Raw genomic sequence first — 24,622 nt, 5'->3', positions numbered from 1 at the left:
TTGTTAAAGAGCGGTGCGACGCGGCGTTCGGCCTGCTGTCGCGAGGTGGCGTATATTACGCTTTCCTCCTTCAGAGTCAAACACTTTTTTCAGCGTTTTTCTCCGGCGGGGTGAATCACTTCACGCCCTGCTGAGCCGCCTGCGTTGCCGCTTTGCCGTCTCAGTGGTGGCGCATTATAGGGACTTCGTTTCGCCTGACAAGCGCTAATTTGCAGTTTTTGCGCGACCGCTCACTTTCCAGGCAACACGTTGCAAAAACCAGCTGATTCTTGCGAAACAGCATAAAAAAACGGGCCCTGAGGCCCGTTTTTGTCACGTTGCGTTATTGATGTGCGACGATGGCGTCGTCCTGCACATCCATTTCGATGGTTTTTCCCGGAACCAGCGCGCCAGACAAAATCTTCTGCGCCAGCGGGTTTTCAATCTGCTGCTGAATAGCCCGTTTCAATGGCCGCGCGCCGTAAACCGGATCGTAACCATTTTCGCCCAGCAGTTTCAGCGCCGCGTCGGAAATGTGCAGCTGATAACCGCGCTCTTCCAGACGCTGATACAGCCGCTGCAGCTGAATCTGCGCAATTGAGGCAATATGTTTTTCACCCAGCGGATGGAATACCACCACCTCATCAATACGGTTGATGAACTCCGGACGGAAATGGTGTCCGACGACCGTCATCACCACATCTTTCATTTCCGCGTAATCAAGCGCGCCGAAACGTTCCTGAATCAGATCCGAACCGAGGTTAGATGTCATGATCACCACGGTATTGCGGAAGTCCACGGTGCGCCCCTGACCATCGGTCAGACGCCCGTCATCCAGTACCTGCAGCAGAATGTTGAACACATCCGGATGCGCTTTTTCCACCTCATCCAGCAAAATCACCGAGTAAGGGCGACGACGCACCGCCTCTGTCAGGTAACCGCCCTCTTCATAACCGACGTAGCCTGGAGGTGCCCCGACCAGACGCGACACTGAATGTTTCTCCATGAATTCAGACATATCGATACGCACCATCGCGTCGTCGCTATCGAACAGGAAATTAGCCAGCGCCTTACACAGCTCGGTTTTACCTACACCGGTCGGTCCAAGGAACAGGAACGATCCGATTGGCCGGTTCGGGTCAGACAAACCGGCGCGGCTACGGCGAATGGCGTTCGATACTGCTTCAACCGCTTCGTCCTGACCGATAACCCGGGCATGCAGCTCCTGCTCCATCCGCAACAGTTTATCGCGCTCGCCTTCCATCATGCGGGCCACCGGAATACCGGTCCAGCGCGCCAGCACATCGGCGATCTCGACATCCGTTACGCGGTTGCGTAACAGCTTCATGGTTTTACCTTCAGCCTGCGTGGCGCTTGCCAGCTGTTTTTCCAGCTCCGGAATTTTGCCGTACTGCAGTTCCGACATCTGGCCAAGGTCACCCACACGCCGTGCCTGCTCCATAGCCAGACGCGCCTGCTCCAGCTCGGCTTTGATGTTTTGCGTGCCGGTCAGCGAGGCTTTTTCCGCTTTCCACTCTTCTTCGAGCTCAGCATATTCGCGCTCTTTCTGATCCAGCTCGCTTTCCAGCATCTCCAGACGCTTAACGCTGGCATCATCCGATTCTTTCTTCAGCGCCTGCTGCTCCAGTTTGAGCTGGATGATACGCCGTTCGAGACGATCGAGCGGTTCCGGTTTGGAGTCAATCTGCAAACGAATACTCGACGCCGCCTCATCAATCAGGTCAATGGCTTTATCCGGCAACTGGCGATCGGCAATATAGCGATGCGACAATGTTGCCGCAGCGACAATAGCCGGATCGGTAATTTGCACATGGTGATGCAGCTCATAACGCTCTTTCAGGCCACGCAGAATGGCGATGGTGTCTTCCACGCTCGGTTCGGCGACGAACACTTTCTGGAAGCGGCGCTCCAGCGCGGCATCTTTCTCAATGTACTGGCGATATTCATCCAGCGTGGTGGCACCCACGCAGTGCAGTTCACCGCGCGCCAGCGCCGGCTTCAGCATGTTGCCGGCATCCATCGCGCCGTCTGCTTTACCGGCGCCGACCATGGTATGCAGTTCATCGATAAACAGAATGACGTTGCCTTCCTGCTTCGCGAGGTCATTCAGTACGCCTTTCAGGCGCTCTTCAAACTCGCCGCGATATTTCGCACCGGCCACCAGCGCGCCCATATCCAGCGCCAGAACGCGCCGGCCTTTCAGCCCTTCCGGCACTTCGCCGTTAATGATGCGCTGTGCCAGCCCTTCAACGATGGCGGTTTTACCGACGCCCGGTTCACCGATGAGCACCGGGTTATTTTTGGTTCGGCGCTGCAATACCTGAATGGTGCGGCGAATCTCTTCGTCACGCCCGATAACCGGATCTAACTTGCCGAGCTCAGCGCGCTCCGTCAGATCGATGGTGTATTTTTTCAAAGCCTGGCGCTGATCTTCAGCCCCCTGATCGTTCACGTTTTCCCCTCCCCGCAGTTGCTCGATGGCCTTAGCGAGTTTGTCCGCCGTGGCACCGGCAGACTTCAGTAAGTCCGCCAGCGAGCCGCGCGATTCGAGGGCCGCCAGAACAAATAATTCAGATGAAATAAAGTTGTCGCCGCGCTTTTGCGCCAGCTTGTCACACAGATTCAGTACCCGGACCAAATCCGCTGATGGCTGAACGTCGCCGTCGGTCCCTTCGACCTGCGGCAAACGATTGATGGCTTGTTCGATGCTGGTACGCAGGTTAGCGACATCCGCTCCCGCCGCGCTGAGCAGCGGACGTACCGATCCACCCTCCTGGTTGAGCAGCGCGCTCATCAGGTGCAGGGGTTCGATGAATTGATTATCGTGTCCCAGAGCAAGGGACTGTGCATCGGCAAGGGCCAACTGGAATTTGTTGGTAAGACGATCCAGACGCATGATTCCTCCCATTACAGGTCAAAATGCTACTGGAGATTAAATGAGGTCATCCCTCAAATTTTCAAGGTTAATGACCTGAGTTGTGAGCAAAAAATACGCTTACTGGATCGTCTTGCGGCGTAAGGTTATCTCAGCCAAATCAAAGTTGCCATACGCCCGGTGATTCCGTCGCGTCGGAAGGAGAAAAAATCGGCGCTTTCCTGATAGGTACAGCGCTTCTCAGCCGTGACAGATTGCACGCCAGCGGCCTGCAGACGCTGGGTTGCCAGCAGCCAGATATCGGCAAAATATTTCTCACCGGCCGGGCGAAAAGCCGCATCGGCAGCGGCATCCTGCGCCAGGAACGCACTGCGCACCTCGGCCCCCACTTCAAATGCCTGCGGACCAATCGCCGGACCGAGCCAGGCATGAACCTCGCTCGCCGGGCAGTGAAACTGTGCCAGCGTTTGCTCCAGCACTCCATGACACAACCCGCGCCAGCCGGCATGTACCGCGGCAACTTCGCTGCCATCATGGCTGCAAAACAGCACCGGCAGGCAGTCGGCGGTCATCACTGCACACACCACGCCACTTTCCCGCGTTATCGCCGCATCGGCTCGCGGCAGGGACGCAGCCGCCGGCAGACGCGCCACCGTCTGGCCGTGCACCTGCTCCAGCCACTGCGGCATCGCCGGTAGCGCCAGCTGCTCTGCCACGCGCTGACGATTGTGCATCACGCAATCCGCCTCGTCCCCGACGTGCGCGCCGAGGTTGAGGGAATCCCATGGCGCCGCGCTAACGCCGCCGTGCCGCGTGGTCGAATAAGCCTGCACGCGCGCCGGCGCCGGCCACTGCGGCACGATCCAGTCACTCATAGCCAGTCCAGCTGATCGCGGAACTCGTCGGTATCGGCTTTCAGTGCATCAATCAGATCCACCATGTCCTGCGGCAATGGCGCGTGCCACTCCATCTCAATCCCGGTGATCGGATGATAAAGACGCAGCATAGTGGCGTGCAGCGCCTGGCGGTCAAAACCGCGCAGCGTACTGATGAAAGCCTCAGAAGCGCCCTTTGGCGGACGCGGACGACCACCGTACAGCGGATCGCCCACCAGCGGATGGTTAATGTGCGCCATGTGCACGCGAATCTGGTGAGTACGGCCGGTTTCCAGGCGCAGGCGTAAACGCGTATGAGCGCGGAAATGCTCCATGATGCGATAGTGGGTTGTCGCTGGCTTGCCCATCGGATGCACTGCCATGTGGGTACGCTTGGTAGAGTGACGCGCCATCGGCTCATTCACCGTACCGCCGGCGGTCATGGTGCCAATCGCCACCGCTTCATATTCGCGGGTGATTTCACGCAGCTGCAGCGTTTCAACCAGATGCGTCTGCGCCGGTACCGTTTTGGCCACTACCATCAGTCCGGTGGTGTCTTTATCCAGACGGTGCACGATGCCGGCGCGCGGCACGTCGGCAATCGCCGGATAGTGATAAAGCAGCGCATTCAGCACCGTGCCGTCCGGATTACCGGCGCCAGGGTGGACCACTAAGTCGCGCGGTTTGTTGATCACCAGGATGTGGTCATCTTCATAAACGATATCCAGCGGAATATTTTGCGCTTCCCAGCGCTGCTCCTCTTCGATCTCGGCATCAATCGCCACCCGCTCACCGCCGAGTACTTTCTCTTTCGGTTTATCGATGATGGTGCCGTTGACGCTGACCCGACGCTCAAGGATCCACTCTTTTATGCGGGAACGTGAATAATCAGGGAACAATTCCGCCAAAGTCTGATCTAAGCGTTGTCCAAGCTGTGCTTCGGACACCGTTGCGGTGAGTTGAACTTGTTGTGCCATATACAGCTTCTTCGTTAACGTTGGGTTTTCACGGCGATGCCGTTTAATATAATGTGCTATCGTACTGGTCATTACCGGGAGCTATACGGACAGCTTCCGCCATAACACTTTGAGGATAATCATTTCGTCATGACGCGTATGAAACATCTGGTGGCTGCTGCCACACTGAGCCTGAGCCTGGCACTGGTGGGCTGTTCCGGCTCATCGGACCCGGTCCCGGACAGCCCGCCGTCTGAAATTTACGCCACAGCGCAGCAAAAGCTGCAGGACGGTAACTTTAAAGCGGCGATTAAGCAACTGGAAGCGCTGGATAACCGTTATCCGTTTGGTCCTTACTCGCAGCAAGTGCAGCTGGATTTGATCTACGCGTACTACAAAAATGCCGATCTGCCACTGGCGCAAGCCGCCATTTCCCGCTTTATGCGCCTGAACCCGACACACCCTAACATTGATTACGTGATCTATATGAAGGGCCTGACGGACATGGCACTGGATGATTCCGCGCTGCAGGGCTTCTTCGGGATCGATCGTTCCGACCGCGATCCTACGCATGCGCGTGATGCATTCCGTGACTTCTCTCAGCTACTGCGCGGCTATCCGAACAGCCAGTACGCGGCAGATGCGCAGAAACGTCTGACGTTCCTGAAAGATCGCCTGGCGAAGTATGAGCTCTCCGTGGCGCAATTCTATACCAAGCGCGGTGCCTATGTCGCCGTTGTTAATCGGGTTGAAGGTATGATGCGCGATTATCCGGACACCCAGGCCACGCGTGACGCGCTGCCATTGATGGAAAATGCCTATCGCCAGCTGCAGCTGACGACGGAAGCCGACAAAGTTGCGAAAATCATTGCGGCGAATAGCGCGTCCTGATTTTCGTGCCATTAAAAAAGCAGCCGCTGTGGCTGCTTTTTTTTGGTCAGAAAACCGTCTGAAGCGGATTTTTCCGCTACGGTTAACTCATCAATCTTGCCCCTATCCCCGCTGTGCATCAAGCTTTTTTCGCCCTTTTCCCGGCCTTTCTCACAATTCGCTGGCATTGACAAAAAGTGACATTCCAATGTGATACAGATCACACATTTTCCTGATTTGCGCGGTATGCTGGTCCTACCCAGACGGAAATGACAGAGAGGTTTAACTATGATTCTGAACATTACCAGCAAACAAATGGAAATCACTGCGGCAATCCGCAACCATGTCGAAGACCGTCTCGCCAAGCTGGAAAAATGGCAAACCCACCTGATAAATCCGCACATTGTGTTATCGAAAGAGCCGAAAGAATTTGTGGCCGATGCCACCATTAACACGCCAAACGGCACGCTGGTCGCCAGCGCGAAACACGATGATATGTATACGGCCATCAATGACCTGATCGCCAAGCTGGAGCGCCAGCTAAATAAAGCACAGCACAAGCCTGAAGCACGGCGCGCCACCAGCAGTGTTAAAGATTTCACCCCTGCCGGGTAATTTATCGCTTTTCAGCAACGCGCCTGCGGGCGCGTTTTTTATTGACAGCTTTTAAGCTGTGCGGTTACTCTCAGTTCACTTTATTGCCGGAATTGATCATGAAACTGCTGCCGTTCTTCTTCGCATTCTTTTTTACCTTCCCCTGATTGGGAGGCGATTCGTCGTGTGAAAATGAATGCGAAGACGAACAACAAAGCCTCCCAACCGGGAGGCTTTTTTATTGGACATTTTACAGGTGAGCCCTATGAATCCCGAGAATCCGCTGCTGGCGTTACGCGATAAGATCAGCGCCGTCGATGCCAGGCTGTTAACGCTGCTGGCTGAACGGCGCGCGCTGGCCGTTGAGGTAGCGCAGGCCAAGCTGGCCACCCATCGCCCGATTCGTGACGTCGAGCGCGAACGCGCCCTGCTGGAAAATCTCATCGCGCTGGGTAAAAAACATCAACTGGATGCGCACTACATCACGCGCCTGTTTCAGTTAGTGATTGAGGATTCGGTGCTGACCCAGCAGGCGCTGCTGCAGAAAAACCTGAATCATCCACATGCGCACGCGCCGCGCATCGCCTTCCTCGGCCCAAAAGGCTCCTATTCGCACCTTGCCGCCCGTAAATACGCCACGCGCCACTTCGATTCGATGGTGGAAATGGGGTGTCTGAAATTCCACGACATCATTCAGCAGGTTGAAAGCGGTCAGGCGGATTACGCGGTGATGCCGATTGAGAACACCAGCTCCGGCTCGATCAATGACGTGTACGATCTGCTGCAGCAAACGTCGCTGTCGATCGTCGGCGAGCTGACCATTCCTATCGAACACTGCGTGCTGGTTAGCGGTAATACCGATTTGCAGCAGATTGAAACGGTGTATAGCCATCCGCAGCCGTTCCAGCAGTGCAGCCAGTTCATCAACCGCTTCCCGCAGTGGAAAATCGAATACACCGAAAGCACGGCGGCGGCGATGGAGAAGGTAGCCGCGATGAACTCGCCGCGCGTGGCCGCGCTGGGCAGTGAAGCTGGCGGTGAGCTGTATGGCCTGCAGGTGCTGGAGCGCAACCTGGCGAATCAGCAGCAGAACCATACCCGCTTCATTGTGCTCGCGCGTAAACCGATTGAAGTCTCCAGCCAGGTGCCGGCCAAAACCACGCTGATTATGGCGACGGGCCAGCAGGCCGGCGCGCTGGTTGAAGCACTGCTGGTGTTGCGTAATCACAATCTGATCATGAGCAAGCTGGAAAACCGGCCAATCAACGGTAACCCGTGGGAAGAGATGTTTTACATTGATGTGCAGGGCAATCTGCAGTCGGAGAACATGCAACAGGCGCTGGAAGAACTGCGCGCGCTCACGCGTTCACTGAAGGTATTAGGCTGTTATCCCGGTGAGAACGTGGTACCGGTAGAACCGCGTCTGTAAAACAAAAAGGCATCCTCGCGGATGCCTTAATCATTACTGGCGACTGTCGTTGGCGGAGCGCAGCATGCTGCGGCTCTCGACAAGGAAGCGTTTCGCGTAGTCACCAAACCAGTGTTCCACACGCTCAAAGCTGTCGATGAACGCCTGTTTATCGCCCTGCTCCAGCAGCGTGATGGCTTCACCAAAACGCTGATAGTAGCGTTTAATCAGCGCCAGATTACTTTCCGACGACATGATAATGTCGGCGTACAGCTGCGGGTCCTGCGCAAACAGCCGTCCCACCATCGCCAGTTCGAGGCGATAGATAGGCGAGGACAGCGCCAGCAGTTGATCCAGATTGACGTTCTCTTCCGCCAGATGCAAACCATAAGCGAAGGTGGCGAAGTGGCGCAGCGCCTGAATGAACGCCATGTTTTGATCGTGCTCAACCGCACTGATGCGGTGTAAGCGCGCGCCCCACACCTGAATCTGCTCCAGGAACCACTGATAGGCTTCCGGCTGACGGCCATCGCACCATACCACCACCTGCTTCGCCAGGCTGCCGCTGTCCGGACCGAACATCGGATGCAGTCCCAGTACCGGGCCGCTGTGCGCCGCCAGCATCGCCTGCAGCGGACGGTTCTTCACCGACGCCAGATCCACCAGAATGCAGTCATCAGGCAGCGCTGGCAGATCGGCAATGATCTGTTCGGTCAGATGGATCGGCACGCTGATGATCACCATGCCCGCATCGTGCAGCAGTTCATCCGCGCGCGGCCAGTCATCTTTATCAAGAATACGCACCTGATAGCCGGAGAGCGTCAGCATCTTCTCGAACAGACGTCCCATCTGACCGCCGCCGCCGACAATCACCACCGGACGCAGTTCAGGACACAGCGTTTTGAAGCCTTTGTCATTTTCATGCGCATAGGATTCACGCATCAGACGACGCAGTACATCTTCGATCAGGTCCGGCGACACGCCGAGCGCTTCCGCTTCCTGACGACGCGACGCCAGCATACTGGCCTCGCGCTCAGGCACATAAATCGGTAAACCGTAGCGGCTTTTGACTTCGCCGACTTCGGCCACCAGCGCCAGTCGTTTCGCCAGCAGCCCCAGCAGGGCTTTATCTACTTCATCAATTTGATCGCGCAGCGCGGTCAGTTCAGCCACCATGACTCATTACACCTCGTGTGACAGACGCGCCGACAGCACTCCCTGCAGATCCCGATGGATTTCACGCAGCAAAGTTTCAGTGGTTTCCCAGTTGATGCAGGCATCAGTGACGGAAACACCGTACTTCATCTCGCTACGCGGTTGCTCAGAAGACTGGTTGCCTTCGTGAATATTACTTTCCAGCATCAGGCCAATGATGGAGCGGTTTCCATCTTTAATCTGCGCGATAGCCGATTCGGCTACGCCAGGCTGACGGCGATAGTCTTTGTTAGAATTGCCATGGCTGCAATCTATCATTAAGGCCGGACGCAGTCCCGCTTTCAGCATCTCTTTTTCGCACTGCGCGACATCTTCCGGGCCGTAGTTTGGCGCTTTCCCGCCGCGCAGAATCACGTGACCGTCCGGGTTGCCCTGAGTTTGCAGCAGGCACACCTGACCGGCCTGGTTAATGCCGACAAAGCGGTGCGGCATCGCGGCGGCGCGCATGGCGTTGATCGCGGTGCCGAGGCTGCCATCGGTGCCGTTTTTAAAGCCTACCGGCATCGACAGGCCAGACGCCATTTCACGGTGCGTCTGCGATTCTGTGGTACGCGCCCCAATCGCCGACCAGCTAAACAGATCGCCGAGGTATTGCGGGCTATTTGGGTCGAGTGCTTCGGTGGCCAGCGGCAGGCCCATCTCCACAAGATTGACCAGCAGCTGACGCGCAATGTGCAGGCCGGCTTCCATATCAAACGAGTTGTTCATGTAAGGATCGTTGATTAACCCTTTCCAGCCGACGGTGGTACGGGGTTTTTCAAAATAGACGCGCATAACGATATACAGTTGATCCTTCAACTGTGCAGAGAGTGTTTGTAACTGACGAGCGTAATCCAGTGCGGCTTCGGTATCGTGGATCGAGCAGGGACCGCACACCACCAGCAGACGCGGATCGCGACCCGCGATGATATCCGCGATGGTCTGGCGGGAAGCGGCAATTTGCGCTTCCTGCGCCGCAGTAAGCGGGAACTTCGCTTTCAGTTCCTGTGGCGTAATTAAAATCTGTTCGTCGGCGATATGCACATTGTTCAGCGCGTCTTTTTGCATGATGGCGATCCTTTTTCACTCGTTATGCGGTTTTACGATCCTCACTGAGGATGACGCTTACTTTACCACAGCATGTAAATCATGCAATCCATGCATGTACACTTTTATTACCACCCTCTTTCAAACCAAAAAATAAAAGTTAATTAAAATATATAAATCAATAAGTTAACAACCTTAAAACCTGTAAGATCCATCAAACGCAAATGTAAAGTTATAATTACATTCATCTGACCAGGTCAGATGTTTTTTCCTTACGATATCGTTAACATGCTGTTATCCATTTAATTAATTCAGGATCGCTCTATGTCCATCCATGAAGTCGCGCTGCGTCCCTTTACTCTGCAGGATGCCGAAGCGTTTACGCATGCCGTTAATCAGTCTCTGGACAGCCTGCAGCCGTTGATGGTATGGGCACATGCGGATTACAGCGTTGATGAAGCCGTCAGCTGGATCAACTTCACCCATCTGCAGCGTCAAAAGGGTGAAGCTGAAGAGTTCGCGATTGTCGATGGCAACGATCGGTTGCTGGGCGGTGCTGGCTTACGTTATGCGCGTCAGCCCGGTGAGTTCAGCGCGCTGGGCTACTGGGTTCGCAGTGAGGCGCAACAACAGGGCGTTGCCCGCCGGGCGGTGGCACAGCTGGTGAATCTGGCGTTCGCCCAGCCACATATTGCTGTGCTGGAAATTCTTGCTGCAGAAGAGAATCACGCAAGCCGCGCTGTGGCCCTGCGCAGCGGCTTCTCGTTTGTGGATTACCGCTACGGGTTGATTGTGCTGGAGAGCGGGCCGGTCAACACGGCGATCTATCACCTCAGACGCCCATAAAAAAAGGGGCTGGCCTTATGGCCAACCCCTTGTTTGCTATTAACTTTGGGATGTCGCTTACGCGCCAAGACGCTCTTTGATACGAGCTGACTTACCGGTACGCTCACGCAGGTAGTACAGTTTGGCTTTACGCACAGCACCACGACGTTTGACAGTGATGCTGTCAATTACCGGAGAGTGAGTCTGGAAGACACGCTCAACGCCTTCGCCGTTAGAAATCTTGCGAACAGTGAATGCAGAGTGCAGACCGCGGTTACGAATAGCGATAACCACGCCCTCGAATGCCTGCAGACGTTTCTTAGAACCTTCAACGACCCATACTTTCACTTCCACGGAATCACCCGGACGGAAGGAAGGTACGTCCTGTTTCATCTGCTCTTGTTCAAGTTGCTTGATAATGTTGCTCATAATTAAATCTCTTATCCTGGGTAAACTGATAGTCAGGGAAGATTACTCTTCCACCTCATCGTTTTGTTGCTGCTGATGTTCCCGCTGGAACTCACTTAGCAACCTTGCTTGCTCTTCAGTCAGAGCCAGGTTTTCCAGAAGTTCAGGTCTTCTTAGCCAGGTACGGCCCAGCGACTGTTTCAGGCGCCAGCGGCGAATATCGGCATGGTTGCCCGACAGCAGAACTGGCGGAACCTCCATCCCTTCTAACACTTCAGGTCGGGTATAGTGCGGGCAATCCAGCAAACCTTCCGAGAACGAATCCTCATCGGCTGACGCCTGTTTCCCCAGCACGCCAGGAATAAACCGGGCGACCGAGTCAATTAACGTCATCGCTGGCAGCTCACCGCCACTGAGCACGTAATCACCGATTGACCATTCTTCATCAATCTCAGTGTGAATCACACGCTCATCTATCCCTTCATAACGACCGCAAACCAGAATTAACTTCTGGCTGGTCGCCAGTTCGCAAACGCCTTGCTGGTCAAGTTTGCGACCCTGAGGTGAAAGATAAATCACCTTAGCGCCTTCTCCCGCCGCCGCTTTCGCTGCGTGGATAGCATCCCGTAAGGGTTGCACCATCATCAACATACCCGGTCCGCCGCCGTAAGGACGATCGTCCACGGTACGGTGCCGGTCGTGCGTGAAGTCACGTGGACTCCAGCTCTCTATGTTGAGCAGGCCATTTTTTACTGCCCGGCCAGTTACCCCGTACTCGGTAATAGCGCGAAACATCTCTGGAAACAGGCTAATAACACCAATCCACATCGCGTTCGCCGTTACGTTACCGGATTGTCCGGAGATCAAAAACCAGGATCCCAGTCTACTTCAATGGTGCCAGTAGCGAGATCGACTTTCTTGATAACCTGTTCATCAAGAAACGGTATTAACCGCTCCTGTACACCGAATGCATCTTTCAGGTTTGCCTTTACGACGAGAACGTCGTTCGAGCCGGTCTCCATCAAATCAATGACTTTGCCCATCTCGTAGCCGTCGAGGTTTACCACTTTGCAACCCATCAGGTCTTTCCAGTAGTAATCGCCCTCTTCCAGCGCCGGCAGCTGCGTGGAGTCAACCGTAATTTCGCAATTGGTCAACTGTGCTGCAGCGTCCCGATCGTCAATGCCTTTGACTTTGATGATCAGGTCCTGATTGTGGTGCTTCCAACCCTCAAGCTCTACCTGCTGCCATTGACCGGCGCGCTGGATAAACCAGGGTTGATAGTCGAAGATGCTTTCAGCGTCTTCAGTGGAGGAAAACACTTTGAGCCAACCCCGAATTCCGTAAGCGGCACCCATTTTGCCCAGAATGATTGGGTTAACGGGAGGCTGTGCGGCAGGTTTACTGCTCATGCTCACCACCGTGACAGATTAAGCTGCTTTTTTTGCTTCTTTGATCAGCGCGTTAACGCGATCAGAAAGCGTTGCGCCCTGGCCAACCCAGTGCTCAATACGATCCAGATCCAGACGCAGACCTTCAGCCTGACCAGAAGCGATCGGGTTGAAGAAACCTACGCGCTCGATGAAACGACCGTTGCGAGCATTGCGGCTGTCAGTGACGACGACCTGATAGAACGGACGCTTTTTAGCGCCGTGACGTGCCAAACGAATGGTTACCATAACATCCTCTTTAGTTAATAAAACAACCGGGCCCCATCGAGGAACGGGGCCCGGGTGCAATATAAAAAGCCCGAAAATTTTACTCATTTTGGCGCAAAAAGCAACCTGAGTGTCTCACTTTTCTGGTTCGGGCTGTGTCGCCTTAGCGGCCGGGGAATCCTGGCGGCATCATGCCTTTCATGCCACGCATCATTTTGGCCATGCCGCCCTTCTTCATTTTCTTCATCATGCGCTGCATATCATCAAACTGCTTCAGCAGCCGGTTGACGTCCTGCACCTGCATACCGGAACCGGTAGCGATACGGCGCTTGCGCGAACCTTTGATGATCTCTGGCTTCTCACGCTCTTTGCGCGTCATCGAATTGATGATGGCTTCCATGCGCACCAGCACTTTGTCATCCATCTGCGATTTAACGTTATCCGGCAGCTGGCCCATGCCCGGCAGTTTGCCCATCAGGCTGGCCATGCCGCCCATGTTGCGCATCTGCTTAAGCTGCTCCAGGAAGTCGTTGAGATCAAAGCCGTCGCCGGTTTTCAGCTTCTTCGCCAGCTTTTCCGCCTGCTCGCGGTCAACTTTGCTCTCGATATCTTCAATCAGCGACAGCACGTCGCCCATGCCGAGAATGCGCGATGCGATACGGTCCGGATAGAACGCTTCCAGCGCATCGGTCTTCTCGCCCATCCCCATAAATTTGATCGGTTTGCCGGTGATGTGACGAATCGACAGCGCCGCACCGCCGCGCGCATCGCCGTCGACCTTGGTCAGGATCACACCGGTGAGCGGCAGCGCTTCGTTGAACGCTTTCGCGGTATTGGCGGCATCCTGACCGGTCATGGCATCGACGACAAACAGCGTTTCAACCGGATTGATCGCGGCGTGCACCTGTTTGATCTCATCCATCATCGCTTCGTCAACGTGCAGACGGCCGGCGGTATCCACCAGCAGCACGTCATAGAACTGCAGACGGGCTTCTTTCAGCGCGTTGTTAACGATATCCACCGGCTTCTGGCTGAGGTCGGACGGACAGAAATCCACGCCAACCTGCTGCGCCAGGGTTTCCAGCTGTTTGATCGCCGCCGGGCGGTAGACGTCCGCAGACACCACCAGCACCTTTTTCTTGTGCTTTTCGCGCAGGAATTTACCGAGCTTACCGACGCTGGTGGTTTTACCGGCACCCTGCAGGCCCGCCATCAGCACCACGGCCGGCGGCTGAGCATTAAGGTTCAGCGCGTTATTTTCGGCCCCCATCGCCGCAACCAGTTCGTTGCGCACGATTTTGATAAACTCCTGACCCGGCGTCAGGCTTTTGTTTACATCCTGACCTACCGCGGCTTCTTTCACGCGGTTGATGAAATCGCGCACTACCGGCAGCGCAACGTCGGCCTCCAGCAGCGCCATACGCACTTCGCGCAGCGTATCTTTGATGTTGTCTTCGGTCAGCCTTCCGCGGCCACTGATATTGCGCAGGGTTTGCGACAAACGATCGGTTAAATTATCAAACATGCTCTCTCACTTAATAGCGTAGCGAGGCCGCCAGGGCGACACAATGCGGCGGATTATAACACGAAGCCAGGCCGATCTCTGCAATTGACCGTGAGATCGTTTGGAGCCTGCTGCCGCTGGCGCTATACTGCTTTTTTCCTTATCTGACCGACACCTGAAAGGATCTATGTTCGTTTTCGCGATCGTGGCGCTGTTCGCCTACTCTCTCAGTCTTGCATTGATCATTCCGAGCCTGCTGAAACGCAACAGCGGCTGGCGGCGTTTTGCCGTGTTATCCGCCTGCGTGGCGCTGATTGCCCATGCGGTAGCGCTGCAGCAACGCATATTTGCCGTCGATAATGGACAAAACCTTAGCCTGCTGAATATTGGTTCGCTGGTCAGTTTGCTCATCTGCGCCATCATGACTATCGTCGCGTCGCGCAATCGCGGCTGGCTGCTGCTGCCGATTGTTTACAGTTTTGCGCTGATCAATCTGGCCTTCGCCACCTTTGTGCCAAACGCCTTTATCACCCATCTTGAGACCACGCCTGGCATGATGGTGCACATCGGTCTGTCGCTGTTTGCCTATGCCACGCTGATCATCGCGGCGCTGTATGCGCTGCAGCTGGCGTGGATCGACTATCAGTTAAAGAACAAAAAGCTGACGTTCACCCAGGATATGCCGCCGCTGCTCAGCATTGAGCGTAAGATGTTCCACATCACGCAGATAGGCGTGGTATTGCTGACGCTGGTGTTGTGCACCGGCCTGTTCTTTATGAATAACCTGTTCAGCCCGGAAAACATTGATAAAGCGGTGCTGTCGATTATCGCCTGGTTTGTCTACATCGTGCTGCTGTGGGGCCACTATCATGAAGGCTGGCGCGGTCGCCGTGTGGTGTGGTTCAACTGCGGCGGTGCGCTGCTGCTGACCATGGCCTATTTCGGCAGCCGCGTTCTGCAGCACCTGCTCACCTCTCACTAAAGGAATTTTTGCGTTGGAACATGTTTCAACCACCACGCTCATTATCACGCTGATCATTATGGTGCTGGTCTCGGCCTACTTCTCGGGTTCCGAGACCGGCATGATGACGCTCAACCGTTACAAACTGCGCCACAAAGCCAAAAGCGGCAACCGCAGCGCGCGTCGCGTTGAGAAACTGCTGCGCCGTCCCGACCGTCTGATTAGCCTGGTGCTGATCGGCAACAACCTCGTGAATATCCTCGCCTCGGCGCTCGGCACCATTGTCGGTATGCGCCTGTACGGCGATGCCGGCGTAGCCATCGCCACCGGCGTGCTGACCTTCGTGGTGCTGGTGTTTGCCGAAGTGCTGCCTAAAACCGTCGCGGCGCTCTATCCGGAAAAAGTTGCGTATCCCAGCAGTTTTCTGCTGGCGCCGCTGCAGTACGTGATGCTGCCGCTGGTGTGGCTGCTCAATACCATTACCCGCATTCTGATGCGCATGGTGGGCATCAAGACCGAAGGGTCGATTAACTCCGCTCTCAGCAAAGAAGAGCTGCGCACCATCGTGTATGAATCCCGCTCGCTGATGTCGCGCCGCAACCAGGACATGCTGCTATCGGTGCTGGACCTTGAGAAGGTCAACGTTGACGACATCATGGTGCCGCGCAATGAGATCGTCGGCATCAATATCAACGATGAGTGGAAGTCGATCGAGCGTCAGCTCAGCAACTCACCGCATGGCCGTATTGTGCTGTTCCGCGACTCACTGGACGATAGCGTCGGCATGCTGCGCGTGCGCGAAGCGTGGCGCATGATGGCCGGGAAAAAAGAGTTCAATAAAGAGCGACTGCTGCGCGCTGCCGATGAAATCTACTACGTGCCGGAAGGAACGCCTCTTAACGTGCAGCTGGTAAAATTCCAGCGCAATAAAAAGAAAGTGGGGCTGGTTATCGATGAGTACGGCGACATCAAAGGACTGGTTACCATCGAAGATATTCTGGAAGAGATCGTCGGCGACTTTACCACCTCCATGTCACCGTCACTGGCCGAAGAAGTGATGCCGCAAAACGACGGTTCGGTACTGATTGAAGGCAGCGCCAACGTGCGGGAAATCAATAAGGCCTTCAACTGGACGCTGCCGGAAGAGGAAGCGCGCACCATCAACGGTATGCTGCTGGAAGCGCTGGAAGAGATCCCGCAGATGGACACGCAAGTACAGGTTGGCCATTACGACATTGATATTCTTGATGTGCAGGACAACATGGTGAAGCAGGTGCGCATTACGCCGCATCAGCCGCTGAAAGCGTCCATCGGTTCCTGAGACGATAAAAACAAAACGCCGCGATAATCGCGGCGTTTTTTATGGCAGAAGCGGCAACTAGAGTTGCAGCTCTTTCAGCTTTTCAGCCGGCAGCTTCAGATCCTCATTGCGGTTAACGCCAATGTCGTGCGCCAGCACGTTGCGCGCAATCTGCTGCGCTTCGTCCAGCGAGTGCAGCTTGTAGCTGCCGCACTGGTATTCGTTCAGTTCCGGAATCTGGTTCTGATCTTTTACCTTCAGCACATCTTCCATCGCGCCTTTCCACGCTTTTGCCACGCGCTGCTCGTCTGGCGTACCAATCAGGCTCATGTAAAAGCCGGTGCGGCAGCCCATCGGTGAGATATCGACGATTTCCACGCCGTCACCGTTGAGGTGGTTACGCATGAAGCCCGCGAACAGGTGCTCCAGCGTGTGGATGCCGCGTTCGGTCAGGATGTCGATGTTCGGACGGCAGAAACGCAGATCGAAAACGGTGATGGTATCGCCATGCGGAGTGTTCATGGTCTTCGCCACGCGTACCGCTGGCGCGCCCATGATGGTGTGATCAACAGTAAAACTATCCAGTAGTGGCATACGTCACCTCCTGTTTTGAGATTTTTTTTAAAACGATGAAACTTTTCTGTTCGCCCAACGTCTGAATATATGAAAGACGCGCATTTGTTATCATCATCCCTGACAACAGAGATGTTAATTTAGGCCACAGTGATGTGGCCATTTTCTTTTCTAGCCTTCGCGACCTGCCAGATAGCTGGCAAAATCCAGTGTATCACTCTGCTCCAGCTGCTGCTGTTTCATCACCGACTCCTGCGCCTGACGGCTAAAATCGGCTTCGGTGAGAATTTCCAGCGGCTCTTCGCACAGCAGATGACGATACTGCTCGGCCAGCGCCACGCCGGCTCCGGTCAGCCCCTGCTCTTTAATGGCTTGCAGAATGCGCGCCGAATAGGTTAGCTCAGGATCGTCAAACGACGCTACCAGTTGATCGCAAACCTGTTGATATTGCGTGCTGCCGTCGTTGCTATCCAGCACTTCAGCCACCCGGCGCAGATCGGCAAACAGCGCTTTACCGACATCAACCAGCAGATGTTCCGTATCACTGCAGCCCACGCCGATCACCTGACCCGGCTTGCGCCCTTCCAGCACCACGCGGTTCCAGTTTTTCCGGCTGCACAGCAGCTCATCTGCGCTCATCTCCGGCGCATCGGCCAGCGTACACCAAATCAGGAACAGGTCGAGGAAGCGCGCCTGATCGGCGTCCACACCGATGGCAGAGAACGGGTTGATGTCCAGCGAACGCACTTCAATGTACTCAATGCCGCCGCGCAGCAGCGCATCGGACGGCGCCTCACCCGAGCGGGTCACGCGTTTCGGACGAATCGGTGCGTACAGTTCGTTCTCGATTTGCAGCACGTTGGTATTGAGCTGCAGCCAGTTGCCTTCCGCGTCTTTGGTGCCCATCGCCGCATATTCGGCAGACGGCGTTTTGATCGCCGCTTTCAGCGCAGCGACATACCCTTCCAGCGAGTTGAAGGTAATGCCCAGCCCGCTTTGTGATTTATTGGTGTAACCCAGATCGCTCAGGCGCAGCGACGTGGCATACGGCAGCCACAATGTTCCTTCGCCGTTGGTTTCGAACGGCAGCTTACTTTCCCGTCCCTGCAGGAAGGAAGAGCAGATGGCTGGCGAAGCGCCAAACAGATAAGGAATCACCCAGCCGTAGCGATAGTAGTTGCGAATCAGGCGCAGATAGCCGGCCGAGATGGTCTCTTTGCCGCTCTCCGCGTCTTTGACATCCGCCCACTCCTGCCAGAACGACAGCGGCAGCGAGAAGTTATAGTGCACGCCAGAAATAATCTGCATCAGCGCGCTGTAACGGTTTTTCAGCCCCTGACGATACAGGGTTTTCATTTTGCCGATATTGGAGCTGCCGTACTGCGCCAGCTCAATGTTGTCCACATCTTCAACATAGCCCGGCATACTGAACGGCCACATACGCTCGTCGCCCAACTCGCGCGCCACGTGACGGTGGATGTCGCGCAGAAACGCCAGGGAGCGATCGATGTTCTGATCCACCGGGGTGATGAACTCCAGCAGCGTTTCAGCAAAATCGGTGGTAATCCAGTCGTGCTTCAGCGCTGAACCCAGCGATTCAGGGTGGCCAGTAGTAGCCAGATGACCATTCGGCTGGACGCGGAGTGTTTCACGTTCAATGCCACGGCCGATACCCTTTAACGCGTCGGGATGCGCTTCCAGCCAGGAGAGCGCTTTTGATACGTCCGGGATCACATTAACCTCCCGCTGTGTGAATAATTTATTTTTGTTCAGCATAATGTTAACCGTAGCCTCGAATCTGTGCGAATCAATGCCACCATTGCATACCTTGTAAAGTGGCGGTCGCGATAACGATATAACGCAGCGTTTTACCCAGGGCGAGAAACAGCACGCAGGGCAGCCAGGAGAAGCGCAACCACCCTGCGAGCACGCAGAGTAAATCGCCCACCACTGGCAGCCAGCTAAACAGCAGCGCTGCGGGTCCCCATCGTTGTAGCCACGTCATTGCTGTGTCGTGCCATCGCCCCTGCCCTGTTGCTGGCATCAGGCGACCAAGAAGAATGTTGGTCAGGCCGCCCAGCGTGTTTCCCACTGATGCAGCCAGTAACAATCCATAGACCGACCCTTTCTGGGCGATCAATAACGCAATCAGCACCGCTTCTGAGCTGCCCGGAAGCAGCGTTGCACTCAGAAAGCTACTGCCGAATAACGATCCATACGTCAGAAATTCATTCACAGTAAACGGACATCAACCACATCCATGCCCGCCGCTTTAGCCGCCTGCACGCCAAAGTCAGCATCCTCGAATACCACGCAGCGCGCAGGCGCAACGCCCATCAGCTCTGCACAGCGTAAGAAGGTATCAGGCTGCGGCTTATGACGCTGGACATCGTCCGCGCCGACTACCGCATCAAACAGATGATAAACGTTGAGCGCTTCCAGCAGCGCTTTGGCTAAGCTGTGTTCGCTGCCGGTGCCAACCGCCATCGGACGGCGACCGTGATAGGCTTTGACCACCTGCATCAGCGGCAGCGGACGCACGTCTTCCAGCAGCATCGCTTTCAATGCCGCCGTTTTCTCTGCCGCCAGCTGATGCGGATCGTGCTGTGCCTGATTCTGTTCCAGAATGTAGCGGGCCAGTTGCCAGGTGGGTGCCCCGTTGAATGCCACCATCTTTGCTTCGTCCATGGTGAAACCATAGCGGCTCAGCACCTGCTGCCAGGCTTTTCGATGTGTCGGCTCGGTATCAAGAATGGTGCCGTCCATATCGAAAATCAGGGCGTCATAGTGGTCGTACATTGTGACTCCATTAACACCACAAAATGAGCCATTACTTTAGCGTAATGCGCTCAGGTTGTCGCCAGGCAGGCTTAACCGCAAATGCTTTGAAAGCATTAGTAATTTTCGTTTTCAGAATAAGGTCAGAGCGCGCGACCGGCGATAAATGGCGGTAAATGCAGTGATTTTTTGATGGAGACGGCGCGTGAGAAAATCTTTCGGAATGCGGATGTTGAATCGGGTCAGGAATCAAGCGGAACAGCGCACAAGGGCAGTTTGCTTTTTATTTGATGGTGTATCCAGGAGGATGATTCGGCTGGCGCCTCACCCTGCGGGCCGTTGCTGAAGCAACGTTATCCTCCTTAGTACGTCCTGAACGATTATCGCATCATGACACACTGAGGCACTTTCCATCTCGGAGAAGATGGTGCATCCAGGAGGATTCGAACCTCCGACCGCTCGGTTCGTAGCCGAGTACTCTATCCAGCTGAGCTATGGATGCATTGAGAGATTTTCTTACGATGGACTAACTGAAATCAATCCGGGAATGATACAAGAATGGTGCATCCAGGAGGATTATTCGGCTTGCGCCTCACCCTACGGGCCGTTGCTAAAGCAACGTTATCCTCCTTAGCACGTCCTGAACGATTATCGCATCATGACACACTGAGGCACTTTCCATCTCGGAGAAGATGGTGCATCCAGGAGGATTCGAACCTCCGACCGCTCGGTTCGTAGCCGAGTACTCTATCCAGCTGAGCTATGGATGCATTGAGAGATTTTCTTACGATGGACTAACTGAAATCAACCTGGGAATGATACAAAGAATGGTGCATCCAGGAGGATTATTCGGCTTGCGCCTCACCCTACGGGCCGTTGCTAAAGCAACGTTATCCTCCTTAGCACGTCCTGAACGATTATCGCATCATGACACACTGAGGCACTTTCCATCTCGGAGAAGATGGTGCATCCAGGAGGATTCGAACCTCCGACCGCTCGGTTCGTAGCCGAGTACTCTATCCAGCTGAGCTATGGATGCATTAAATGATTCTTGTACAACGCAGGGTGCTAACAACTCACCATGAAAGGAACTACTCGTTCACTCTTACTACTCTGAAGTAAATACCATATCCGAAGATGGTGCATCCAGGAGGATTCGAACCTCCGACCGCTCGGTTCGTAGCCGAGTACTCTATCCAGCTGAGCTATGGATGCATCGGAAAATGGCGGTGAGGCGGGGATTCGAACCCCGGATGCAGCTTTTGACCGCATACTCCCTTAGCAGGGGAGCGCCTTCAGCCTCTCGGCCACCTCACCTTACGCGTTCTTGCGAACCGTGCTTTTGAACTTTGTTTCCGCTCATCGGCACTGCGTGGCGCACATATTACTTTCCCGGACTTATAAGTCAAACAATTTTTCCCGACTTTTTACCGATTCAGGTTTGATTGCGCAAATGACGTGCAATCCGCATGTTTTGCCGACAAAAAGAGTGATTTATCAACAGTAAAAGCGTGCGGCAGCCGACATAATTCGCGGAAAAATCAGGAGAGCGTGAACGGATAAAAACAACGACGGGAGGAAGAGAAGCGGTAGCGCCTCGCCACATAGCGAGGCACTGAATACGTTATTGAGGTGTAATCTGTGTTTTTTCAGCCTGGATGCGCTGATAGATCTCTTCACGGTGAACCGACACTTCTTTTGGCGCGTTTACGCCTATGCGGACCTGGTTACCCTTAACACCCAGCACCGTTACAGTTACCTCATCACCAATCATGAGGGTTTCACCAACTCGACGAGTTAGAATAAGCATTCTTTGCTCCTTGAAAGATTAAAAGAGTCGGGCCTGTTCGGTCTCCCGGCCATATCCATCATATAACGCTGAACAATGCCTATGACAAATACACCATTGTGTTCTGCCATGCCAATACATTCTGCTGATAGTTAGTTTAGCCGAAATACACTACATCAACCGGACTTTGTCATTACCTGGTGCACACCGCGTTAAAAAGCGCCGAAACAGATGTTCCTGGCGCTCTTCACGATGCTTAATTTTATTTCGTTACAGCCGGTTACTCACCCACTCCGGCACGCCAGCCAGCGCGCCAGAAAGTGCCTGGGCGTCGGTTCCGCCAGCCTGCGCCAGGTCCGGACGCCCGCCGCCTTTACCGCCGACCTGCGCAGCCAGTTCGCCAATCAGCTCACCGGCCTTCACCCGATCGGTCAGATCTTTGGTGACGCCAGCAATCAGCGACACCTTACCTTCTGCAACGGTTGCCAGTACGATGACAGCAGAACCAAGCTGATTTTTCAGATCGTCCACCATCGTGCGCAGCATTTTTGGCTCGACATTGCTGAGTTCGCTTACCAGCAGTTTCGCGCCCTTCACCTCAACCGCTTTGCTACTCAGTGAAGCGCTTTCCTGCGCCGCTTGCTGATCGCGTAGCTGTTGCAGCTCTTTCTCCAGCGCACGCACATTTTCTACCAGTCCGCGCACTTTCTCGTTCAGATTACTGTGGTTGGCTTTCACCACCTGAGCAATATCGGTTAGCTGATCGCTCTGCGCGTGCAGTTGTGCAATCGCGGCTTCACCGGTCACCGCTTCGATACGGCGAATACCCGCCGCCGTGCCGGCTTCGCCCTGAATGCGGAACAGGCCGATGTCACCGGTGCGGGCCGCGTGCGTACCGCCACACAGCTCAATGGAGTATTCGCCCATACTGACCACGCGCACACGCTGATCGTACTTCTCACCGAACAGCGCGGTGGCGCCCAGCGCTTTCGCCTCTTCCAGGTCCATCACGTTAGTGGTGATAGGCAGGTTGCGGCGAATCTGGGCGTTAACGATATCCTCAACCGCACGAATCTGCTGCGGCTTCATGGCTTCGCCGTGTGAGAAGTCAAAACGCAGGTACTTGTCGTTGTTAAGCGAGCCTTTCTGGCCAACGTGATCGCCCAGCACTTCGCGCAACGCTTCGTGCATCAGATGCGTCGCTGAGTGGTTAAGGATGATGCGCGAACGACGTACTTCATCGACCTGCGCCTGCAGGCGATCGCCCACCCGCAGCTGACCCTGGCGTAGCTTACCGATATGACCAAAGGCTTTGCCATATTTTTGCGTATCCTGCACGCTAAATTCAGCATTTTGCCCGGTCAGAACGCCGGTATCACCCACCTGGCCGCCAGACTCACCGTAGAACGGGGTCTGATCCAGAATCACCACCGCATCCTGCCCGGCTGTGACCTGCTCAACCTGCTGGCCGTCCACAAACAGCGCCTGCACCGTCGCCTCGAGCGAGAGGTGGTCGTAACCTTTGAATTGAGTCGGCGTATCAAAGCGGATAACCGTGTTGTAATCGGTACCGAAGCCGCTGGCTTCACGCGCACGCTGACGCTGCTGCTCCATCGCCGCTTCAAAGCCCGCTTCGTCAATCTTCAGATTGCGCTCACGGCATACGTCAGCAGTCAGGTCCGCCGGGAAGCCAAAGGTGTCATACAGACGGAAAACCGTTTCGCCGTCGAGGGTGTCGCCTTTCAGCTTCGCCAGCTCGTCGTCCAGCAGTGCCAGGCCACGCTCCAGCGTTTTAGCAAACTGCTCTTCTTCATTTTTCAGGGCGTTCTCAACGTGCTTCTGCTGACGTTTGAGGTCCTCACCTGCTGCGCCCATCACCTCGATCAGCGGAGCCACCAGTTTGTAGAAGAACGCTTCTTTCGCGCCCAGCATGTTGCCATGACGCACCGCGCGACGAATGATGCGGCGCAGCACATAGCCACGGTTTTCATTCGACGGGATGACACCATCGGCAATCAGGAAGGCACATGAACGGATGTGGTCGGCGATCACGCGCAGTGATTTGTTGTTCAGATCGGTGGCGCCGGTTACCTGCGCCACCGCGTTAATCAGCTTCGCGAACAGATCGATTTCATAGTTGGAGTTCACATGCTGCAGTACCGCGGCGATACGCTCAAGGCCCATACCGGTATCCACCGACGGTTTCGGCAGTGGCTGCATGGTGCCGTCGGCCTGACGGTTGAACTGCATAAACACGATGTTCCAGATTTCGATATAGCGATCGCCATCTTCTTCCGGACTGCCCGGAGGGCCGCCCCAGATATGGTCGCCGTGATCGTAGAAGATTTCGGTGCACGGACCGCAAGGGCCGGTGTCACCCATCTGCCAGAAGTTGTCAGAGGCGTAAGCACCGCCTTTATTATCGCCAATGCGGATAATACGTTCGCGCGGTACGCCGATGTCATTGGCCCAGATTTCAAAGGCTTCGTCATCGGTTTCGTATACGGTTACCCACAGACGCTCTTTCGGCAGCTTAAACCACTGCTCGCCCGTCAGCAGTTCCCAGGCGTAGGCAATGGCTTCTTTCTTGAAGTAGTCGCCAAAGCTGAAGTTGCCCAGCATTTCAAAGAAGGTGTGGTGACGCGCGGTGTAGCCGACGTTTTCCAGGTCATTGTGCTTACCGCCGGCACGCACGCAGCGCTGCGACGTGGTGGCACGCGAATAATCGCGCTTGTCCTGACCAAGGAAAACGTCTTTAAATTGCACCATGCCGGCGTTAGTAAACAGCAACGTCGGATCGTTGTTTGGTACGAGGGAGCTGCTGGCTACAACCTGATGTCCCTTGCTATGAAAAAAGTCGAGAAACGCTTGACGGATCTCAGCAGTGCTCTTGCTCATAAAATTCCTGGAATCACGCTAACGAACGTTCCCTTTCGCTGGCAAACCGCATGCGCCCGGCCCGCCACTGACTGAGGAACAAAAAGTGGGAATAAGATAAATTTTCTTC

Annotated in this window: 23 protein-coding genes, 5 tRNA genes and 1 other annotated feature; of the genes, 7 read left to right on the top strand and 21 right to left on the bottom strand. The window is 55.1% G+C overall.

What is annotated here, in order from left to right:
• Positions 1-322: 322 nt before the first annotated feature.
• The 3 genes from clpB to rluD all read right to left on the bottom strand — a co-directional run bounded on the left by clpB (position 323) and on the right by rluD (position 4,727).
• The gene (gene clpB, locus C1N56_RS04550) at positions 323-2,896 is read right to left on the bottom strand and encodes an ATP-dependent chaperone ClpB (protein ID WP_021507314.1); all 2,574 of its coding nucleotides are present in this window, start codon (positions 2,894-2,896) and stop codon (positions 323-325) included.
• A 125-nt stretch (positions 2,897-3,021) separates the two neighbouring features.
• Positions 3,022-3,750: a purine nucleoside phosphorylase YfiH gene (gene yfiH / locus C1N56_RS04545; protein WP_260642498.1), complete on the bottom strand. Its 729-nt coding sequence runs from the start codon at positions 3,748-3,750 to the stop codon at positions 3,022-3,024.
• Complete coding sequence (rluD, locus tag C1N56_RS04540) at positions 3,747-4,727, bottom strand: 23S rRNA pseudouridine(1911/1915/1917) synthase RluD (protein WP_132467020.1); 981 nt, start codon at positions 4,725-4,727, stop codon at positions 3,747-3,749. The genes yfiH and rluD overlap by 4 nt, the downstream gene beginning before the upstream one ends.
• Before the next feature lie 129 nt (positions 4,728-4,856).
• Between rluD and bamD the strand changes: the two genes are divergently transcribed.
• The 4 genes from bamD (at position 4,857) to pheA (ending at position 7,599) form a co-directional block, all read left to right on the top strand.
• Positions 4,857-5,597 (top strand): outer membrane protein assembly factor BamD, encoded by a 741-nt coding sequence (bamD, locus tag C1N56_RS04535; protein ID WP_058759616.1) that lies wholly within the window; start codon positions 4,857-4,859, stop codon positions 5,595-5,597.
• A gap of 267 nt (positions 5,598-5,864) precedes the next feature.
• Complete coding sequence (gene raiA, locus C1N56_RS04530) at positions 5,865-6,191, top strand: ribosome-associated translation inhibitor RaiA (RefSeq protein WP_021507319.1); 327 nt, start codon at positions 5,865-5,867, stop codon at positions 6,189-6,191.
• 97 nt (positions 6,192-6,288) lie between these two features.
• Positions 6,289-6,413 (top strand) — a sequence feature (Phe leader region).
• Positions 6,290-6,337: a pheA operon leader peptide PheL gene (pheL, locus tag C1N56_RS04525; RefSeq protein ID WP_121497579.1), complete on the top strand. Its 48-nt coding sequence runs from the start codon at positions 6,290-6,292 to the stop codon at positions 6,335-6,337. It overlaps the preceding feature by 48 nt.
• Before the next feature lie 22 nt (positions 6,414-6,435).
• Positions 6,436-7,599, top strand: coding sequence for a bifunctional chorismate mutase/prephenate dehydratase (pheA, locus tag C1N56_RS04520; protein ID WP_058776009.1), 1,164 nt, complete (start codon positions 6,436-6,438; stop codon positions 7,597-7,599).
• A gap of 33 nt (positions 7,600-7,632) precedes the next feature.
• Here pheA and tyrA read toward each other — a convergent pair whose 3' ends face one another.
• Positions 7,633-8,754, bottom strand: a complete 1,122-nt coding sequence (gene tyrA, locus C1N56_RS04515) for a bifunctional chorismate mutase/prephenate dehydrogenase (RefSeq protein ID WP_394517171.1) — start codon at positions 8,752-8,754, stop codon at positions 7,633-7,635.
• Positions 8,755-8,760: 6 nt separating this feature from the next.
• On the bottom strand, positions 8,761-9,840 hold the full coding sequence (locus C1N56_RS04510) for a 3-deoxy-7-phosphoheptulonate synthase (RefSeq protein WP_021507322.1): 1,080 nt from the start codon (positions 9,838-9,840) through the stop codon (positions 8,761-8,763).
• 303 nt (positions 9,841-10,143) lie between these two features.
• On the opposite strand from C1N56_RS04510, the gene C1N56_RS04505 reads away from it, so the two are divergent.
• Positions 10,144-10,665 (top strand): GNAT family N-acetyltransferase, encoded by a 522-nt coding sequence (locus C1N56_RS04505; RefSeq protein ID WP_394517170.1) that lies wholly within the window; start codon positions 10,144-10,146, stop codon positions 10,663-10,665.
• A gap of 57 nt (positions 10,666-10,722) precedes the next feature.
• Here C1N56_RS04505 and rplS read toward each other — a convergent pair whose 3' ends face one another.
• The 5 genes from rplS to ffh form a co-directional block, all read right to left on the bottom strand.
• Complete coding sequence (gene rplS, locus C1N56_RS04500) at positions 10,723-11,073, bottom strand: 50S ribosomal protein L19 (RefSeq protein ID WP_021507324.1); 351 nt, start codon at positions 11,071-11,073, stop codon at positions 10,723-10,725.
• Between the two features lie 42 nt (positions 11,074-11,115).
• A complete protein-coding gene (trmD, locus tag C1N56_RS04495; protein ID WP_021507325.1) occupies positions 11,116-11,880 on the bottom strand; it encodes a tRNA (guanosine(37)-N1)-methyltransferase TrmD in 765 nt (254 codons plus the stop codon).
• A gap of 35 nt (positions 11,881-11,915) precedes the next feature.
• On the bottom strand, positions 11,916-12,464 hold the full coding sequence (gene rimM, locus C1N56_RS04490) for a ribosome maturation factor RimM (RefSeq protein WP_021507326.1): 549 nt from the start codon (positions 12,462-12,464) through the stop codon (positions 11,916-11,918).
• An 18-nt stretch (positions 12,465-12,482) separates the two neighbouring features.
• Positions 12,483-12,731 carry a 30S ribosomal protein S16 gene (rpsP, locus tag C1N56_RS04485; protein WP_007893313.1) on the bottom strand — a complete coding sequence of 83 codons (249 nt, stop codon included), beginning with the start codon at positions 12,729-12,731 and terminating at the stop codon, positions 12,483-12,485.
• A 142-nt stretch (positions 12,732-12,873) separates the two neighbouring features.
• Positions 12,874-14,235: a signal recognition particle protein gene (gene ffh, locus C1N56_RS04480; protein ID WP_021507327.1), complete on the bottom strand. Its 1,362-nt coding sequence runs from the start codon at positions 14,233-14,235 to the stop codon at positions 12,874-12,876.
• 166 nt (positions 14,236-14,401) lie between these two features.
• Here ffh and C1N56_RS04475 point away from each other — a divergent pair, with 166 nt between their 5' ends.
• Both C1N56_RS04475 and C1N56_RS04470 read left to right on the top strand, forming a co-directional pair.
• Entirely contained in the window at positions 14,402-15,196 is a 795-nt protein-coding gene (locus C1N56_RS04475; RefSeq protein ID WP_010617128.1) for a cytochrome C assembly family protein, read from the top strand.
• Between the two features lie 13 nt (positions 15,197-15,209).
• Positions 15,210-16,496, top strand: a complete 1,287-nt coding sequence (locus C1N56_RS04470) for an HlyC/CorC family transporter (RefSeq protein WP_058759620.1) — start codon at positions 15,210-15,212, stop codon at positions 16,494-16,496.
• A gap of 57 nt (positions 16,497-16,553) precedes the next feature.
• Here the strand turns inward: C1N56_RS04470 and luxS are convergent, their stop codons facing one another.
• The 11 genes from luxS to alaS form a co-directional block, all read right to left on the bottom strand.
• On the bottom strand, positions 16,554-17,069 hold the full coding sequence (luxS, locus tag C1N56_RS04465) for an S-ribosylhomocysteine lyase (RefSeq protein ID WP_010617126.1): 516 nt from the start codon (positions 17,067-17,069) through the stop codon (positions 16,554-16,556).
• A 150-nt stretch (positions 17,070-17,219) separates the two neighbouring features.
• On the bottom strand, positions 17,220-18,824 hold the full coding sequence (gshA, locus tag C1N56_RS04460) for a glutamate--cysteine ligase (protein WP_394517169.1): 1,605 nt from the start codon (positions 18,822-18,824) through the stop codon (positions 17,220-17,222).
• Between the two features lie 31 nt (positions 18,825-18,855).
• On the bottom strand, positions 18,856-19,284 hold the full coding sequence (locus C1N56_RS04455) for a YqaA family protein (protein ID WP_021507330.1): 429 nt from the start codon (positions 19,282-19,284) through the stop codon (positions 18,856-18,858).
• Entirely contained in the window at positions 19,281-19,847 is a 567-nt protein-coding gene (yqaB, locus tag C1N56_RS04450; RefSeq protein WP_058771641.1) for a fructose-1-phosphate/6-phosphogluconate phosphatase, read from the bottom strand. The genes C1N56_RS04455 and yqaB overlap by 4 nt, the downstream gene beginning before the upstream one ends.
• 404 nt (positions 19,848-20,251) lie before the next feature.
• Positions 20,252-20,328 (bottom strand) — tRNA-Arg (locus C1N56_RS04445).
• 191 nt (positions 20,329-20,519) lie between these two features.
• A tRNA-Arg gene (locus tag C1N56_RS04440) sits at positions 20,520-20,596 on the bottom strand.
• A gap of 192 nt (positions 20,597-20,788) precedes the next feature.
• Positions 20,789-20,865: transfer RNA gene (locus C1N56_RS04435), tRNA-Arg, on the bottom strand.
• Between the two features lie 99 nt (positions 20,866-20,964).
• Positions 20,965-21,041, bottom strand: a tRNA-Arg gene (locus C1N56_RS04430).
• A gap of 9 nt (positions 21,042-21,050) precedes the next feature.
• Positions 21,051-21,143, bottom strand: a tRNA-Ser gene (locus C1N56_RS04425).
• 307 nt (positions 21,144-21,450) lie between these two features.
• Positions 21,451-21,636 (bottom strand): carbon storage regulator CsrA, encoded by a 186-nt coding sequence (gene csrA, locus C1N56_RS04420; protein WP_058759760.1) that lies wholly within the window; start codon positions 21,634-21,636, stop codon positions 21,451-21,453.
• 249 nt (positions 21,637-21,885) lie between these two features.
• Complete coding sequence (alaS, locus tag C1N56_RS04415) at positions 21,886-24,513, bottom strand: alanine--tRNA ligase (RefSeq protein WP_215481437.1); 2,628 nt, start codon at positions 24,511-24,513, stop codon at positions 21,886-21,888.
• Positions 24,514-24,622: the final 109 nt, after the last annotated feature.

The sequence above is a fragment of the Pantoea sp. SGAir0175 genome, assembly GCF_043547855.1.
Note: the sequence above shows the minus strand (reverse complement) of the source record. Positions and strands in the feature narration are given on the sequence as shown.